The 16,863-nt window shown below is 68.4% G+C and carries 13 protein-coding genes; 4 read left to right on the forward strand and 9 right to left on the reverse strand.

What is annotated here, in order from left to right; translation table 11 throughout:
• Window positions 1–32: 32 nt before the first annotated feature.
• The gene (locus tag A2G96_RS24670) at window positions 33–941 is read left to right on the forward strand and encodes a LysR family transcriptional regulator (RefSeq protein WP_062802828.1); all 909 of its coding nucleotides are present in this window, start codon (window positions 33–35) and stop codon (window positions 939–941) included.
• An 859-nt stretch (window positions 942–1,800) separates the two neighbouring features.
• Here the strand turns inward: A2G96_RS24670 and ltrA are convergent.
• The 9 genes from ltrA to A2G96_RS24715 form a co-directional block, all read right to left on the reverse strand.
• Window positions 1,801–3,198 carry a group II intron reverse transcriptase/maturase gene (ltrA, locus tag A2G96_RS24675; protein ID WP_062797146.1) on the reverse strand — a complete coding sequence of 466 codons (1,398 nt, stop codon included), beginning with the start codon at window positions 3,196–3,198 and terminating at the stop codon, window positions 1,801–1,803.
• Window positions 3,199–3,720: 522 nt separating this feature from the next.
• Window positions 3,721–4,491, reverse strand: coding sequence for a sulfite exporter TauE/SafE family protein (locus A2G96_RS24680; RefSeq protein WP_062802829.1), 771 nt, complete (start codon window positions 4,489–4,491; stop codon window positions 3,721–3,723).
• Window positions 4,488–5,519 (reverse strand): phosphate acetyltransferase, encoded by a 1,032-nt coding sequence (pta, locus tag A2G96_RS24685; protein WP_062802830.1) that lies wholly within the window; start codon window positions 5,517–5,519, stop codon window positions 4,488–4,490. Before pta ends, A2G96_RS24680 begins: the two co-directional genes overlap by 4 nt.
• Window positions 5,520–5,644: 125 nt before the next feature.
• Window positions 5,645–7,411: a sulfoacetaldehyde acetyltransferase gene (xsc, locus tag A2G96_RS24690; protein WP_062804126.1), complete on the reverse strand. Its 1,767-nt coding sequence runs from the start codon at window positions 7,409–7,411 to the stop codon at window positions 5,645–5,647.
• Window positions 7,412–7,806: 395 nt separating this feature from the next.
• Complete coding sequence (locus A2G96_RS24695; RefSeq protein ID WP_062802831.1) at window positions 7,807–8,982, reverse strand: c-type cytochrome; 1,176 nt, start codon at window positions 8,980–8,982, stop codon at window positions 7,807–7,809.
• A gap of 40 nt (window positions 8,983–9,022) precedes the next feature.
• Window positions 9,023–9,880: an ABC transporter ATP-binding protein gene (locus A2G96_RS24700; RefSeq protein WP_062802832.1), complete on the reverse strand. Its 858-nt coding sequence runs from the start codon at window positions 9,878–9,880 to the stop codon at window positions 9,023–9,025.
• Complete coding sequence (locus A2G96_RS24705) at window positions 9,874–10,935, reverse strand: ABC transporter permease (protein ID WP_062802833.1); 1,062 nt, start codon at window positions 10,933–10,935, stop codon at window positions 9,874–9,876. Before A2G96_RS24705 ends, A2G96_RS24700 begins: the two co-directional genes overlap by 7 nt.
• Window positions 10,936–10,939: 4 nt before the next feature.
• A complete protein-coding gene (locus tag A2G96_RS24710; RefSeq protein ID WP_062802834.1) occupies window positions 10,940–11,956 on the reverse strand; it encodes an ABC transporter substrate-binding protein in 1,017 nt (338 codons plus the stop codon).
• 40 nt (window positions 11,957–11,996) lie between these two features.
• Complete coding sequence (locus A2G96_RS24715; protein ID WP_062802835.1) at window positions 11,997–13,094, reverse strand: LLM class flavin-dependent oxidoreductase; 1,098 nt, start codon at window positions 13,092–13,094, stop codon at window positions 11,997–11,999.
• Window positions 13,095–13,287: 193 nt separating this feature from the next.
• Between A2G96_RS24715 and A2G96_RS24720 the strand changes: the two genes are divergently transcribed.
• The 3 genes from A2G96_RS24720 (at window position 13,288) to A2G96_RS24730 (ending at window position 16,844) form a co-directional block, all read left to right on the forward strand.
• Window positions 13,288–14,499, forward strand: a complete 1,212-nt coding sequence (locus A2G96_RS24720) for an acyl-CoA dehydrogenase family protein (RefSeq protein WP_062802836.1) — start codon at window positions 13,288–13,290, stop codon at window positions 14,497–14,499.
• A gap of 108 nt (window positions 14,500–14,607) precedes the next feature.
• Window positions 14,608–15,225: a cysteine dioxygenase family protein gene (locus A2G96_RS24725; RefSeq protein ID WP_062802837.1), complete on the forward strand. Its 618-nt coding sequence runs from the start codon at window positions 14,608–14,610 to the stop codon at window positions 15,223–15,225.
• Window positions 15,222–16,844 carry a rhodanese-related sulfurtransferase gene (locus A2G96_RS24730; protein WP_062802838.1) on the forward strand — a complete coding sequence of 541 codons (1,623 nt, stop codon included), beginning with the start codon at window positions 15,222–15,224 and terminating at the stop codon, window positions 16,842–16,844. The genes A2G96_RS24725 and A2G96_RS24730 overlap by 4 nt, the downstream gene beginning before the upstream one ends.
• The last annotated feature ends 19 nt before the right edge of the window (window positions 16,845–16,863 follow it).

Here is a 16,863-nt window from a genome sequence, read left to right on the forward strand (position 1 = left end):
AATGGCCGCTGCTATAACGTAAAAGGCATGGCATGGACTGGACCCAGCGCCTGCGCATCCGGCAATTGCATGTGCTGGTGGCGCTCTATGAAACCCGCAATGTCAGCCATACCGCCGAGCGCCTGAGCATGACCCAGCCGGCCTTGTCGCGCTGGCTGGCGGAGCTGGAAAGCGAACTTGGCGTGAGCTTGTTCGAGCGGCATTCGCGCGGGCTGGTGCCGACGCGCTTCTGCGCCGCGCTGGTGGTCCACGCACGCACCATCCTCAGCGAGATCGCACGCACCCAGGACACCATCCGCGTGATGGCCGACGGCGCGGCGGGCCAGCTGGCCATCGGCGCGACTCCGACCGTGGCGGTCGATCTGCTGCCCGACGCCATCCGCCGCTTCCGCGAAGCGTTTCCGCAGGCCCATCTGTCGCTTGCCGAAGGCACGGTGGAAGACATGCTGCCCGCGCTGCGCGAGGGCCGGCTCGATTTCGTGGTGGGACGCACCGAAGTGCAGGGCATCGACGCGCCGCTGCGCTGCGACCTGCTTTATGCCGAGACCATCCGCGTGATTGCCGGGCCGAAGCATCCGCTCGCGCGCCGGCGCAAGCTGTCGTGGGAAGAGACGCGCCCGTACACCTGGATCGGCCCGCCGCCAAACAGCCAGATCCGGCGCGAGCTGGACTATGAACTGGCGCTGGCCGGCGAGCCGGCCCCCACGGTCCGCATCGAAAGCGCCACCGTGCTGGCCAATGTGGCATTGCTGCAGCAAGGCGAATTGCTGGCGGTGATGTCCGGCCGGATGACCGCGTATTTCCGCGCGCTGGGCCAGGTGGTGCCGTTGGCGTTGCCTTATCGGCGCGAAGGAACGGTAGGGGTACTTCGCCATCGCAACGCCGAGCAGACGCCGATGCGGCAGGCGTTCATGGCGGCATTGTCGGAGGCGGCACGCTGAAGCACAGGTGGGCTATGTATGCGTTTCGCGTACAACCCTAGAGGTCGTACGCAACTGTCAGGCCTTGTATGATGTTTTGGCAAAGTACGCGTTACGCATACAAACGATTAAATTCGAACATCTAGTGCGTGTGCATAAAGCGCCTGCATTCGACGAACTCCTGCTTCACGGGGCCGCCAGCGCCTTCCACAACGCGACGGGCCTAAGCACGGCGGTCTTGCCATCCATGAAGTTCCCGCGGCGCGGCCGATTGACGCCGATAGCAAGGCCTTGCTGAGCGACCTGGACGCTGGCATCAAAGTGGTCCTGACCGAAGGCGCTGGGCGGAGGCGAGGACGGCCTTATTCAGGTTCATCGCCGAATTCCTGGGGGGATGTGAGTGCGCAGCAGTTGATGCGGTTGACTTCATGGATGCGCCGGCCCTCTCCCCCGCCCCTCTCCCGCAAGCGGGAGAGGGGAGCAAACAAGCGAGAGAGAAAGGCCCTTGGGCTCGCACGCGACAACACCATGCGAGCGCAGCGATGCACTCCGTGCCCGAGCAGCAGACCTAAGATTGGGAGTGCGCGCAGCGCAGCCGAAGGCGTCCCACCAATAACGTGCTTAGCAGGCGGCCACCGACCTAAAGTCGGGTTCGTCCATCCGACCTCGAACGCCAGGCACTTCCAGGTAGCGTCAGCAGGGTGGAACCACCAATCGCAGAACCGCGAGTCACCGCCGCTGGAACCACCGACGCCGCCATAGCCAGCCGCTTAGGCGACGCGCTCTTTGCCTCCTTTCTGTCGCTCGGAATCGAGTAGGGTGAGGGGTTACCCCCTCAGCCCTCTCACACCACCGTACATGCGGGTCCGCATACGGCGGTTCACGAACGAGACTGCAGGCGCCGCTGTGTATCCAGCAGCGAGATCAACCCCATGGCATCGAAGTAGCGTTTAGGGAAGGCTTCGCGCATGGGTGGGGCTCCGGCGTTCCACCATGGTCCGCGCCCGTTCAGCGCAGTCCTGGCTGCCCGCTTGGCCTCCAGCCCCTGGCGCCGCATAAGCGCCAGTCGCGTTCGCCATGCTTTGGCTTGCCGCCATATCAGACAGCGTAGCCGTCGGCGCACCCATCCGTCCAAGTTCTCCAGTGGCCGCTTGCTCTGCGTGTATTGGAAGTACCCAATCCACCCGCGCAGCACCGGATTCAGCACCGCGATCGTGTGAGCCAGGCTTCTTCCTCGACCTTTGCGCACCACGTCCTTGATGCGTCCAATCAGCCTCTGCAGGCTTTCCGGAGCGATGCGCAGCTTCGCCTGATGATGAGAGGACAGGCTGTAGCCCAGGAACTTGCGCTTCCACGGCCGCTCGCATGCGCTCTTGGCCTCGTTGACCCGTAGCTTCAAGCGCTCCGCAAGGAACGCCGTCATCCCGGCCAACAGCCATTGCCCCGCCGTTCTGCTTCGGACGTAGATATTGCAGTCGTCGGCATAACGGCAGAACGCCAGCCCCCGCTTCTCCAGTTCGCGGTCCCAATCCGTCAGCAGGATGTTCGACAGCAGCGGCGACAGCGGCCCGCCTTGCGGCGTGCCCTGCCTCCTCGCCTCGACCACCCCGCCGCGCATCAGCCCCGCTTCCAGATACCGCCGGATCAGCTTGAGCACCCGGGCGTCCTTCACCTGCCGGGCCACCCGCGACATCAGGATGTCGTGGTTGACCCGATCGAAGAACTTCTCCAGATCGATATCCACCACCCAGCGCCGGCCTTCCTGCACGTACCGCTGTGCCTGCAAGACCGCCTGCTGAGCGCTGCGCCCCGGCCTGAAGCCGTAGCTCGACTCGGAGAACCCCGTTTCGTAGAGCGGTTGGAGTACCTGCAGCAGCGCCTGCTGGATCAGCCTGTCCACCACCGTCGGGATGCCCAGTGTCCTTATCCCGCCCGCAGGCTTGGGGATGTCCACCGCGCGCACCGCCTGCGGGATGTACTGGCCGGCCAGCAACGCCGCCCTGACGCTTGGCCAACTCACCTTCAGCCAGTCGCGCAACGCCGTCACCTCCAGGGCATCCACCCCAGCGGCGCCGCCATTGCCGACCACCCTCCGGTACGCCAGCCACATGTTGCTTCTCTCAACCACCGCCTCCATCAGCGATGGCGCCTGCGCTTTCGTTTGCCCGACAGCCGCCGTGCCATCCTCCGCACCCCCATCGGCGCCAAGCAGGTTCCGCCCGCCTTCCTCCGCTGTGGGCTGCACTCGTTCGTGCATTTGGGCTTCGTCGGTAAGCATCGAGGTCTGTCGTCCTAATCGCGCTCGTTCATGTTCGGCCCTTCAGTGCCAACCGCGCACCTACTATGGCCTCTGCTGACTTCTGCACCGCCATCCCGACGCCTCTCGACGTCAGTAGCACCATGGCAGCGATGCAGATCTCCCCGGGTATGACGCACTCACCTTCACGCTTATGCCTGTCGGATTTACGCCGCATCGTTCCGTGCAAGTACTGGGCTTTGGCTACTCTGGCCGCCTCACCCCGATGCGTCGCCTCATATCCGCTTCCTGTTCGTCAGGCCAGCGCTTTGCCTCGGACTTCCTTCAGACTCCCAGTCGCCCGGGAAACCCTTGTCTTTGGCTAACACTTCCCCTTGCCGGGTGTGTAGGGGACTTGCACCCCCAAGTAAGTGCGCCCTGCCGGGCGCACCAGAAAGGAGGTCGCCGGCTGCGCCGGCGAAACAGCAGCACCCGCCAAGCACGACAACCCAAGCAACCAACCACAATATCCCAGCCCAAGGGAATTCTTCGAAGAACCTTTATTCAGCGCACCCACGCCGAAATCGCCGGCAGCATCAAACTCACCCCGATCCCGATCAGAACCCCAAACGCGACCCGCCGCGTCGTGGTCGGCGAGAACGGCGGCGGAAAGCGCCGTCCCAGCAGCGTGGCAAGCACCACCACCGGCACCCCGACCGCGGCCTGCAGCCAGATCGCGGCGTCGAGCTGGCCCTGCCAGGCCGAGAACAGCGTGCGCACGCTCGAGGTCACGGTGAACACCAGGATCAGCGCGCAGCGGATTTCCACCGGCTTCATCGGCTGCCGGTAGAACTGGAAGATCAGCGGCGGCCCGGAGACGCCGAACATGCCGCTCAGCAAGCCGCCGAAGACGCCGCTCATGAAGAAGCTGCCGTCACCGGAACGTTGCGGCAGCGGTTCGGGTTTGAAGGCCGCGCTCAGGCCGCCGTACAGGATTACCGCGCCCAGCAGCAGCTGCAGCAGCGTGGCGGCGGTGCTGCTCAGGTATTCCAGCACCAGCACGCCGACCAGCACCGAAGGCAGGATGCCGATCGCCGCAGCGCCGACGGCGCGCCAGTCGATATGCTGGAACTTGCCGGGCAGCGCGCAGGCGCTGTTGGCCAGCGTCACCAGGCTGACCACGGCGGCGACGGTAGCGACCGGCGCCAGGCCCAGCCCGCTGGTGGCGCCCATCACGATCATGCCGAGGCCAAAGCCGGTCACCGTCTGGAAATAGGTGCCGGCACCGAGCAGGGCCTGCAGGCCCAACAGCGGCAATAGCAATTCCGCTTTCATGCCGCCTGCTCGCCTTTGGTGGCCGTTTCCGCGCTGGCCTGCGCCTGGACCACGGTGACGGCGATCACATGGAACACGTCGTCGGCGCTGCAGCCGCGCGAGAGGTCGTTGGCCGGCTTGTTCAGGCCCTGCAGCATCGGTCCGATGGCCTTGGCGCCGCCGACGCGTTCGGCCAGCTTGTAGCCGATATTGCCGGCTTCCAGGCTGGGGAACACCAGCACGTTGGCGTGGCCGTTCACCTGCGAATGCGCGACCTTGCGCGCGGCGATCTCGGCGACGATGGCGGCATCGAGCTGCACGTCGCCGTCGATGGCCAGGCCGGGGCGCTGCGCGCGCACGCGCTCGGTCGCGGCCACGACCTTGTCGACCGCGGCGTGGTGGGCGCTGCCGCTGGTCGAGAACGACAGCATCGCCACGCGCGGCTCGTCGTTCAGCAGCGCGCGCGCGCTGTCGGCGGCGGCCATGGCGATATCGGCCAGCGCTTCGGCATCGGGGTCGACCACCAGCCCACAGTCAGAAAAGATCAATCCGCCCTTGAGCGTGTGGAACGGCTCGCACAGCATCATCAGGAAGAAGCTCGACACCAGCCGGAAGCCCGGCGCCAGTCCGATCAGCTGGATCGCGTTGCGCACGACGTCGGCGGTGGTGTGGGCGGCGCCCGCGACCGAGCCGTCGGCATGGCCCAGCCGCACCATCAGGTTGGCGAAGCACAGCGGATCCAGCACGGCGCGTTTGGCTTCGTCGAGCGTCATGCCCTTTTTCTGGCGCAATGCGAACAGCTGCTGCGCGAACGAAGGCGTCAGCGCCGAGGTGGCAGGATCGACCAGCGTCATGCCGTCCAGCCCGATGCCGTGGATGGCCGCGGCGGCGTTGATCTGGCGCGCGTCGCCAACCAGCACGATGCGCGCGATGCCTTCCTGCGTGGCGCGTTGCGCGGCCTGCAGGATGCGCGGGTCGTCGGCCTCGCACAGCACGATGCGGCGAGGCGCGGCACGGGCGCGGTCGATGATGCGGAGGATGGGTTTCATGGTGGTTGGCTCGGTGAAACTAAAAAAGGGCCGTAGCCCTTGTCATGCTGGTGGTTGCTCCCCTCTCCCGCGTGCGGGAGAGGGAGTATGCCCATCGCAAGCGATGCGCCTGTGCAAGCTCGGACTCAGACGTAATCCTTGTACTTGTCCAGGTAACGCACCGGCTTGGCCAGCGCATCGCGGCGGAACGGGTCGCCCAGTTCGCGGGTGCACATGATCTCGATGATGGTGGTCTTGCCGTGGTTCATCTGCAGGTCGATGGCGCGCTTCAGTGCCGGGCCCACGTCTTCCAGGCGGTCGACCACGATGCCTTCGGCGCCCATGGCCTTGGCGATGCCGGCGAAGCTCTGGTTGTCGAGCTCGCCCGCGACGAAGCGGCGGTTGTAGAAGTCCACCTGGTTCTTCTTCTCCGCGCCCCACTGGCGGTTGTGGAACACCACCGCGGTCACCGGGATGTTGTGGCGCACGCAGGTCATGGTTTCCATCAGGCTCATGCCCCAGGCGCCGTCACCGGCGTACGACACGGCCGGGCGGTGCGGTGCCGCGACCTTGGCGCCGATGATGGTGGGGAAGGCGTAGCCGCAGTTGCCCCAGCTCATTGCCGCGAAGAAGCTGCGCGGCTTCTCGAAGCGCAGGTAGCTGTTGGCCACCGAGTTGATGTTGCCGATATCGGTGGACACCATCACGTCTTCCGGCATGGCCTTTTCCAGCTCGCGCAGCACCTGGCGCGGATGCAGGTAGTGGCCGCCGGTGGGCGTGCGCTCGTTCTTCTGCTCTTCGATCATGTCGAGGCTGTACGGGTCGCGCTCGTGCGTCCACTCGTCCAGCTCTTTCTCCCATGCCGCCTTCTCGTTGGCGATTTCGGTGGCGCGGCCGTCGCGGGTCGCATCGCAAGCCAGCGTGCGGCCGGCCAGGCGCTGGGTCAGCGCGATCGCGGCGGCCTTGGCGTCGCCGCAGATGCCGACCGAGATCTTCTTCACCAGGCCCAGCATCTTGTGGTCTGCGTCGATCTGGATGATCTTGGCGGTCTTGGGCCAGTAGTCCATGCCGTGCTGCGGCAGCGTGCCGAACGGCCCCAGGCGCGAGCCCAGCGCCACCACCACGTCGGCGCGCGAGATCAGCTTCATCGCCGCCTTCGAGCCCTGGTAGCCCAGCGGGCCGCACCACAGCGGGTGGCTGGCCGGGAACGAGTCGTTGTGCAGGTAGCTGTTGACCACCGGTGCACCGAGGCGCTCGGCCAGCGCCTTGCATTCCTCGATGGCATCGGCCATCACCACGCCGCCGCCGGAGATGATCACCGGGAACTTGGCGTTGGCCAGCAGCTCGGCGGCTTCGTTCAGGCTCTGCTCGCCGCCGGGGCCGCGATCGAGGTGCTGCGGCTTCGGAATCTCCGCAGTGATCTTGCCGTAGAAGTGGTCGCGCGGGATGTTCAGCTGGGTCGGGCCCATTTCGGCCTTGGCGCGGTCGAAGCAGCGCGCCGTGAACTCGGCCATGCGCGCCGGGTTGGTGACGTGCCCCTGGTACTTGGTGAACTCCTGGAACATCGGCAGCTGGTTGGCCTCCTGGAAGCCGCCCAGGCCGATGCCCATGGTGCCAGCCTCCGGGGTGACGATCACCACCGGGCTGTGGGCCCAGTAGGCGGCGGCGATCGACGTCACGCAGTTGGAGATGCCCGGGCCGTTCTGGCCGATCACCACGCCGTGGCGGCCCGACACGCGGGCGTAACCGTCGGCCATGTGGCCGGCGCCTTGCTCGTGCACCACCGGGATCAGGCGGATGCCGGCGGGCGCGAAGATGTCCATCGCGTCCATGAAGGCCGAGCCCATGATGCCGAACATGTCGGTCACGCCGTTGGCGGCCAGCGTTTCGACGAAGGCTTCCGACGGGGTCATGGTCTGCGGGCCGGCCGGCACCTGGTCCTTCGCGGCGGCCGAGCCACCGGAAACGGCGGGCTGCTTGGTGGTTTCGAGGTCGCGCATGGCGTTGTCTCCTGATGAGGGTGTTATAAAGTGGAACAAGGTGTTCCGGAAAATTGCTTGTTGGGGGAAATGTAGGCGGAAGACTTCCGTTGGTCAATAGGAAGTTTTGGTTTACGGAATGAAACTGATAAAAAAATGAGACAAATCGCGAGTTTGAGTGCAGTAATCAGCATTTTTGAGGGATTTGGGAGTCGCGGCGATCGATTCTTGGCAGCCGCCAGCAGGCAAAAAAGCCCCGAGGTGGGGTTATGGATCGGGATGTCGCTGAGGCGGACCGCACGCAGATCGGTGCGGCCGGTGACGGCGGCTCAGTGAATGAAGCCGCCCTTGACGAAGCGCACCGGCTCGGCGTCCATTCGCAGCAGCAGCGCCGTAAGTCCGTCGGTCGCGGGGGAGGGAGCGCGTTGCGTGCCGGCTTCTGCAGTCGACACGCACACCAGGTCGGCGTCGGACCACGGCCGGCCGGGCGAGCCTTGGGCGCGCAGCCAGCCGTCGCGGTCGGCCAGCAATTGCGTGCCGGCGAGCCGTGCCGGCGCCTGGCCGGAGATCGCCGCGACCGCTTGCCAGGCATGCGCCGAGGCTGCGGTGCAGCCGGCGCGGAAGCGCGGCACCTGCGCCGGCGGCCGGCCGTCGGGCGTGACCAGCACGGTCAGGAAGCGGGGATCGTCGAAGGGCGGAGTAGTGACACTATCGACTGCCACCAGCCGCACGCGCTGCCCGCTGCGCCATGCGGACAAGGCGACCGGTGCGGCGTCGCCGCACCGGACCGCCATCTCGGGCAGTTGCAGCGGCACCGGCCAGTTGCCGGCGCTGCCGCTGCCGGCAGACAGCGCCTTCATGTAGTCGATCACGGCCCAGGCCTCGGCATCGCCAAACCGGTCGCGGAAGGCCGGCATGGTGGGTTGCCCGCGCCGGTCGCGCATGCCGGCCAGCACATGCCAGAACAGCTCGCCGTCGGCGCGCCGCGCCAGCAGCGGACCGGCCAGCGTGGGCGGCCACACCGCCAGGCCGGCGGCGAGCGGTCCTTCGCCGCGCCCGTCCGTGCCGTGGCAGCCGGCGCAATGCTGCGCATAGACGCGCGCGCCCAGGGCAATGGTGTCGACGGAGAAACGTACCGGGCTGGCGTGGAAGCTCGTGGGCGCGGCCGCCACGAACAGCAGCGATGCCTTGGGCCATGGCGCCGCCGCCAGTGCCAGCGCGCCGGCGGCGAGCAGCATGCCGCGACGGCGGCGCCAGGCCAGGGCCAACGCCACGGCCAGCACCGCAACGGCCAGCGCGCACAGGGTCAGGCCGAGCTGGCGTGCCAGGCCCAGGTCGATCAGCAGGGTCTCGCCGGCCACGCGCCATGCCCACGGCCACGCGGGCTGGCCGTGGCTGTCGCCGGTCAGGCCCAGCGCATGCCAGAGCGACAGCAGGCCGCGCTGCAGCGCCTCGACCAGTACCAGCAGCGCATTCAGCCAGGCCTGCGGCGGCGGGCCATTCATCGCACGGCCCGCGCGGGCAAGTACGGCGCCATGCGATGCATTACCAGCTGGCGTCGAGCCCCAGGTGGCGCAGCGCCTCATGGCGCAACGCGGTCAGGCGCGCGTCGCCGCGATGGCGGGGATAGGGCAGGTCGACCCGGATCTCGGCCGCGATGCGCGCCGGACGCTGGCTGAACACGATGACGCGCTGCGCCAGAAACAGCGCCTCTTCCACGTCGTGCGTGACCAGCAGCGCCGAGAAGCGCGAGCGCTGCCACAGCTCGACCAGGTCGCTCTGCATCGCCAGCCGCGTCAGCGAATCCAGCTTGCCCAGCGGCTCGTCCAGCACCAGCAAGCGGGGCTCGTTGACCAGCGCGCGCGCCAGCGCCACGCGTTGCGCCATGCCGCCGGACAGCTGGTGCGGGAAGGCGCGCGCGAACGATTCCAGGCCTACGCGGCGCAAGGCGTCGTCGACGCGATGGCGCTGCTGCGCAAGAATGCCCTGCGCCTGCAGCCCGAGCGCGACGTTGTCCCAGACACGGCGCCACGGGTACAGCGTGGGATCCTGGAACACCACGATGCGCGACGGGTCCGGCTCGGTAATCGGCGCGCCGTCCTGCAGGATGTCTCCCGACGTGGGCTGTTCCAGGCCGGCGACCAGCCGCAGCAGCGTGGACTTGCCGCAGCCGCTGGGGCCGAGCAGGGCGACGAATTCGCCCGGCGCGACGCTGAGGCCGACGTCGTCGAGGACCTGCAGCCGCTCGTTGCCATGACCGAACCAGTGGCTGACCTGCCGGATATCGATACGGGCGCCGGTCGGCGTTCCCGCGTCATCGCTCTGCGCGTGGCGGGAAAGGGAAGCCTGCTTCGCGCGCGGGAAAGAACCCCCTGCCTTCAACCGCTCGACCACGCTCACCATTTCACCGTCCCCTTCTGCCACGACAACACGCGGTCGCGCGCGGCGAACAGCAGCGTGATCACGCCCGAGAACAGCAGCGCCATCACGATCAGCGCCGCATACATGTTGACGTACGAGGCCCAGCCCTGGGCCCAGGTCAGGTACCAGCCCAGGCCCGATTTCACGCCCATCATCTCCGCCGTGACCAGCACCGAGAACGAAGCCCCCAGCCCCATGAACAGGCCGACGAACACCTGCGGCAGCGCCGCCGGGATCGCCACGCGCAGCACCAGGAACCAGCCCGATGCGCCCAGCGTGCGCGCGACGTCGTAATAGCTCTTGTTGACGCCGGCCACGCCCGACCAGGTCAGCACCGCCACCGGGAACGCCGTGGCCAGCGCAATCAGGAACACCGCCGCGGCATAGCTCGACGGGAAGAAGTAGAAGGTCAGCGGCAGCAGCGCGGTCGACGGCAACGGCCCCAGCACGCGCAGCACCGGATGCACCCAGTAGCCGATGCGCCGCGACCAGCCGATCGACACGCCCACCAGGAAGCCCGCAAGACCGCCATAAGCGACGCCCAGTCCGAGCAGCTTCAGCGTGTTCAGCGCACTCTCGCCCAGCCGCGGCCAGTCGTCCGCATACACCTCGATCAGCGCTTGCGGCGGCGCGAAGAACGGCGTGGGCAGGATCGCGGTCTTGGCGGTCAGGATTTCCCAGGCCGACAGCGCGACGGGCAAGGCCACCAGCCACGGTCCGGCGGCGCGCAATGCGGCCAGCGGACGTTGCGCGGTCCTGGCGCGCTGTCCGGCCAGCGCCACCACGGCGAGCACGGCCGCGCCCGCGAGCGCCGCGATGCCAAGCTCCGCGGTATAGGCCCAGTCGCTGAAGCCCACTGCCTGGTTGGGCCATTGCCACGTCAGCGCACCAAACGCTGCCCACGCCAGCGCGGCGAGGATGCCGGTGGCCCAGAGCGGGCCGGCGTGGCGGGATGTGGCTGCGCTCGCGTATGGTGCGGGCGCAGCGGAAGACTGGCTTCCGAGACCGGGCTCGAGCGCGCTTTGGCTTGTGGTCATGGCATTACCCCAGCACGTTGGCGTAGACATGCTGCGCCAGGCGTTTGGCATCGGTGGACTTCTTCAGCACGCCGATGCGGCGGAAATCGTCGGCGTAGAACGCGATCTCGTCGCGCAGGTCGACGCCGGTCGGGTGGTGGGTATAGGTCAGCGTGGCGTAGAGCTTGCGCAGGTCTTCCGGGTTGATCTTGGGCGAGTACCTGGCGAACACCCTGGCGGCCTCGTTGGGATTCTCGTTGACATAGTCGGTGGCCTGCACGATGGCGCGCGCCAGCGACGTCGCCGCGGGGCGGTCGTTGCGCACCAGTTCGCCGCGCGCGCCGACCACGCAGCAGACCTTGCGCGCGTACTCGCCGGTGAGGTTGGTGGCCAGTTCCACGTAGGCGCCGTTGGTGCGTTTTTCCAGCAGGTAGAGATTGGGGTCGCCGTCGGCAATGGCCTGGATCTCGCCCTTGTCGACCGCCACGCCCAGCAGATCGGCAGGGTACTGGCGCCACGTCACGTCCTTGTCCGGGTCGATGCCGTGCTTGGCCAGCAAGATGGTGAAGAAGTGCTTGCCCGGCGCGGCCAGGTCGCTGACGCCGACGGTCTTGCCCTTCAGGTGCTGCAGCGTGGTGACGCCCGCCGCCTTCGATCCCACCAGCCGCACGCAGCCGCCGTGCGAGCTGCCGATGATCTTCACGTCGAAGCCGGCTTCGAGCGGCTTGAGCCAGCGGTGGATCATGCCTACCGCGGCATCGGCCTTGCCGGTGGCGATCGATTCCAGCAACTGGTCGGTCGAGCCGCTGTAGTTGATCAGGTCGACCTGCAGGCCGTTCTTCTCGAAGAAGCCTTTCTCCTGCGCCACCACCACCGGCGTCAGGCAGAAGGAATTCTGGTTCCAGGCAAAGGTCAGCTTGCGCGGCGCCGACCAGGCCTGCCGGCCCAGGATCAGCGCGGGCGCGGCCACGGCCGCGGCGCCGGCAAGCCGCAGCACGCGGCGTCGGCGCGGATCGGCAGGGTTGCTGTGGTTCTGGCTCATGTGGGATTCCCGTCTTCGTGGTGTGATGGGTTGGTTGCGCTCAGGCGGCCTGGCGCTGCGTGGCTGCCGCGGCGTCGTGCTGCGCCACCAGCGCGCGCACGCGCGGGATCAGCTCGCGGCCGTAGTCGACGGCGTCTTCCAGCGGATCGAAGCCGCGGATCAGGAAGGTGGTGACGCCCAGCTCGTAGTAGGCCAGCAGCGCCTGCGCGACCTGCTCGGGCGTGCCGACCAGCGCGGTGGAGTTGGAGCGTCCGCCGGTCTCGCGCGCGATCGCGGTCCACAGGCGCTGGTCGACGCGGTCGCCCTGCTCGGCCGCCGCCAGCAGCCGGCGCGCGCCTTCGCTCTGCTGCGGGCCGCCGCGGCTGTAGCCGGCCTGCACGCGCAGCGCGCGGGTGCGTTCGAGGATGCGGTCGGCGCGCGCCCAGGCCTGGTCTTCGGTGGCGGCCAGGATCGGGCGGAACGATACCGAGAAGCGCACGGTGCGGCCGTGGCGCGCGGCTTCGGCGCGCACGCGCGTAGTCAGCTCGCGCACCTGGTCGAGCGATTCGCCCCACAGCGCATAGACGTCGGCATGCTTGCCCGCAACCGCCAGCGCGGCGGCCGAGGCGCCGCCGAAATAGACCGGCACATGCGGCTGCTGCGCGGGCTTGACCTCGGAGAAGCCCTGCGTAAAGCGGTAGAACTGGCCTTCGTGGTCGAACGGCGTGGCTTCGGTCCAGATCCGGCGCAGGATGTGCAGGTACTCGTCGGTGCGCGCATAGCGCTGGTCATGGTCAAGAAAGTCGCCGTCGCGCTGCTGCTCGCTGTCCGAGCCGCCGGAGATGACATGCACGCCCAGGCGACCGCCGCTGAACTGGTCGAGCGTGGCGATCTGGCGCGCCGCCAGCGTCGGCGCGGTAAAGCCGGGGCGGTGCGCCAGCATGAAGTGGATGCGCTCGGTCACGCTGGCGGCGTAGGCAATGGTCAGCGTCGCCGACGGGCCGGTGGAGTGGTGCGGCACCAGAATGCGGTCGAAGCCGGCCTGTTCATGCGCCTGGGCAAATGCGCGCACATAGTCGCGATCGATGACCGGACCGGACGGGGGATGGATCTCGGACTGCTTCTGGCTCTGGATCATGCCGATGAAATCGACGCTCATATGCGTTCTCCTGGAAGTCGGTGTCGGATGGGTTGGGGCTGAGGCAGAAAGTACGACAGCGGCGCGCCTGCGCTAACGAATAAAAACGACGCTCCATATTCAATAAGCATCGTTTTCGGCGGGCGCCGGCGGCGCTACGCTAGGCGGCATTCGGTGCGCACCGCGCGCTCATTCATTCCCGGAGTCTTGCTTCATGTCCCTGACGTCTGCCTTGCGCCGGCTGCCCGGCAGCGATGCGCGCCTTGGCGAGGTGCTGTCGGCGCTGTCGGCGCGCTTTGCCGGCGATGCCGGCGCGCACGATGCCGCGGCCAGCTTCCCGCACGACAACTTCGCGCAGCTGCACGCCCATGGCCTGATCGCGCAGGTGGTGCCACGCGCGCACGGCGGCGGCGGCGCGGGCCTGGCGCAGGCGCGCCGCATCGTGGCCGCGCTTGCCGGCGGCGACGCCGCGACCGCGCTGGTGCTGACCATGACCTACCTGCAGCATCGCGCGCTTGCCCGCGCCGATTCGCACTGGCCGGCGGCGCTGCGCGAGCAGGTCTTCGCCAGCGCGGTACGGGAGGGCGCGCTGATCAATTCACTGCGGGTCGAACCGCAGTTGGGCTCGCCCGCGCGCGGCGGCCTGCCGGCCACGGTGGCGACGCGCGTGGCCGACGGCTGGCGCGTCAGCGGCCGCAAGCTGTACAGCACCGGCATCCCCGCCTTGCGCTGGCTTGCGGTGTGGGCGCGCACCGACGAGCCGCAGCCGCGCGTGGGCGTGTTCCTGGTGCCGGGCCCTGCGTCCGGTATCGCCGGCGTGCGCATCGTGGAGACCTGGAACCACCTTGGCCTGCGTGCCTCGGGCAGCCACGAGACCGTGCTCGACAATGTCTGGATCCCGCCAGACCACGCCGTCGATATCCGTGCGCCCTCCGCGTGGGCGCCGGCCGGCGCCGGCCAGGCGGACGCTGACGCCAATGCCGACCAGCAGGCGTGGATGGTGGTGCTGCTGGGCAGCCTCTATGACGCGGTGGCGCGCGCGGCGTCGGACTGGCTCAACGACTTCGTGCGCGAGCGCGCGCCGGGCAGCCTGGGCGCGCCGCTGGCGACGCTGCCGCGCGTGCAGGAGTCCGTCGGCGAGATCGCCGCGCTGCTGCGCGTCAACCAGGTGCTGCTAGACGACGCCGCGGCGCGCACCGATGCGGGCGACCCGCCGGCAAGCGCCGACAGCGGCCTGCTGAAGTTCACCGTGACCGGCAACGCCATCCGCGCGGCGGAGCTGGCGCTGCAGCTGTCGGGCAACCACGGGCTGAGCCGCAACCACCCGCTCGAGCGCCACTACCGCGACGTGCTGTGCAGCCGCATCCATACGCCGCAGAACGATTCGATCCTGCTCGCCGCCGGGCGCGCGCAGCTGGGCGTGTAAGCGCCAATGCGCCTGCCGTGCTATGTTTGCGGGGCCAGCGCCCCGCAGAGGGCCGCGCGGCCGGCCCCGGCGGCCGGCAACCACAACGAGACACTCCGGAGCATTCCCATGGGCAGTTCCCCCGATCCCGACGCGCTGGCGCCGCTGCGCGATTTCATCACCGGCCTGGCGGCGCTGCTCGACCAGCATCCGGACGAGCCCCGCATCCTGAGCGAAGGCGGAGCGCTGCTGGCGACGCTGGTGGCGCGCGACGACTGGCTGCCCGAGGCGTGGGCCCAGCCGCACCCCCAGTACTACCAGCAGCACCTGCTGCATTGCGATTCCGCCGAGCGCTTTTCCATCGTCAGCTTTGTCTGGGGACCGGGCCAGCGCACGCCGATCCACGACCACACCGTGTGGGGCCTGATCGGCATGCTGCGCGGCGCGGAGGATGCGCAGGCCTTTGCGCTCGACGCTGCCGGGCGCCCCGTCGCCAGCGGCGCGAGCGTGCGCTTGCTGCCAGGGCAGGTCGAAGCCGTGTCGCCGGCCGTGGGCGATATCCATCGCGTCAACAACGTCTACGACGACCGCGTCTCGGTCAGCATCCATGTCTACGGCGCCAATATCGGCGCGGTGCGCCGCTCGGTCTATGCCGAGGACGGCACCCGCAAGCCCTTTGTCTCCGGCTATTCCAACCAGACCCTGCCCAACCTGTGGGACCGCTCCCGCGAACTTGCCCAGTCATGACCAACGTTTCCGCTACGCCAACCACGCCGGCCTTTCCGACGGTTTCTCCCGAAGCCGTGCGCAACGCCTTGCGCAACCGCGACGAGATCGCGCTGATCGACGTGCGCGAGGAAGATCCCTTCGCGCAGCAGCACCCGCTGTGGGCCGCCAACTTCCCGCTGTCGCGGCTGGAACTGGACGCGTGGGCGCGCATTCCACGCCGCGATACGCTGGTCGTTATCTACGGCGACCATGCCGGCGCTGACCTCGCGCCGCGCGCGGCGGCCGTGCTGCAAGGGCTGGGCTATACGCGCGTGCATCTGCTGGAGGGCGGACTGCGTGCGTGGATCGATGGCGGCGGCGAGGTGTTCCGCGACGTCAACGTGCCGAGCAAGTCGTTCGGCGAAGTGGTCGAAGCCGCGCGCCATACGCCGTCGCTGGCGGCCGAGGAAGTGCAGGCACTGATCGACAGCCGGGCCGATGTGGTGATCGTCGATGCGCGCCGCTTCGACGAATATCAAACCATGAGCATCCCGACCGCCACCAGCGTGCCGGGCGCCGAGCTGGTGCTGCGCGTGCGCGAGCTCGCCCCCGATCCGCGCACGCGCGTGATCGTCAACTGCGCGGGCCGCACGCGCAGCATCATCGGCACGCAGTCGCTGGTGAATGCGGGTATCCCGAACCCGGTGGCGGCACTGCGCAATGGCACCATCGGCTGGACCCTGGCCGGCCAGCAACTGGACCATGGCGCCAGCCGCCGTGCCCCCGCCGCCGTCAGTGAAGCCAACCTCGACAGCGCCCGCCGCGGCGCGCGCGAGATCGCCGACCGGGCCGGCGTGCGGCGCATTGCGCTGGCGCAGCTGGACACGCTGCAGTCGCCCGGCCGCACGGTGTACCGCTTCGACGTGCGTACGCCCGAGGAATTCGCCGACGGTCATCTGCCGGGCTTTGTCAATGCGCCGGGCGGACAGCTGGTGCAGGAAACCGACCACAGCGCGCCGGTGCGCGGCGCGCGCATCGTGCTGGCCGACGACGATGACGTGCGTGCCAGCATGACGGGATCCTGGCTGGCGCAGATGGGCTGGGAGGTCTGGGTGGTGGAACCGGTGGCCGCGTCGGCGCGCAGCGAAACCGGCGCGGTGGCCGCGCCGGTGCCAACGCCGGCGCCCGTCGCCAGCGTCGGCACGGCGCAGCTGGCTGCATGGCTGGATGCCGGCGACGGCAGCACCGCCGTGCTGGATTTCACCACCAGCGCCAACTACGTCAGGCGCCATATCCCGGGCGCGTATTTTGTCATTCGCGCCCAGCTGGCCGACGCGCTGGCCCGCATCCCGCGGCCGCAGCGCTATGTGCTGACCTGCGCCAGCAGCCTGCTGGCGCGCTTTGCCGCCGCCGACCTGCGGCGCCTGACCGATGCGGAGGTGTTCGTGCTGGAAGGCGGCACGCAGGCCTGGATCGCCGCGGGGCTGCCGCTGGAGAACGGCGAGACGCGCCTGGCCTCAGACCGCACCGACCGCTATCGCCGTCCCTATGAAGGCACCGACAACCCGCGCGAGGCGATGCAGGGCTACCTGGACTGGGAATTCGGCCTGATCGCGCAACTGGAGCGCGACGGGACGCATGGGTTCAGGGTGGTGTAGGGCGTTCTGCGTCGCGGCA

The organism is Cupriavidus nantongensis (assembly GCF_001598055.1).
Classification (GTDB): Bacteria; Pseudomonadota; Gammaproteobacteria; order Burkholderiales; family Burkholderiaceae; genus Cupriavidus; species Cupriavidus nantongensis.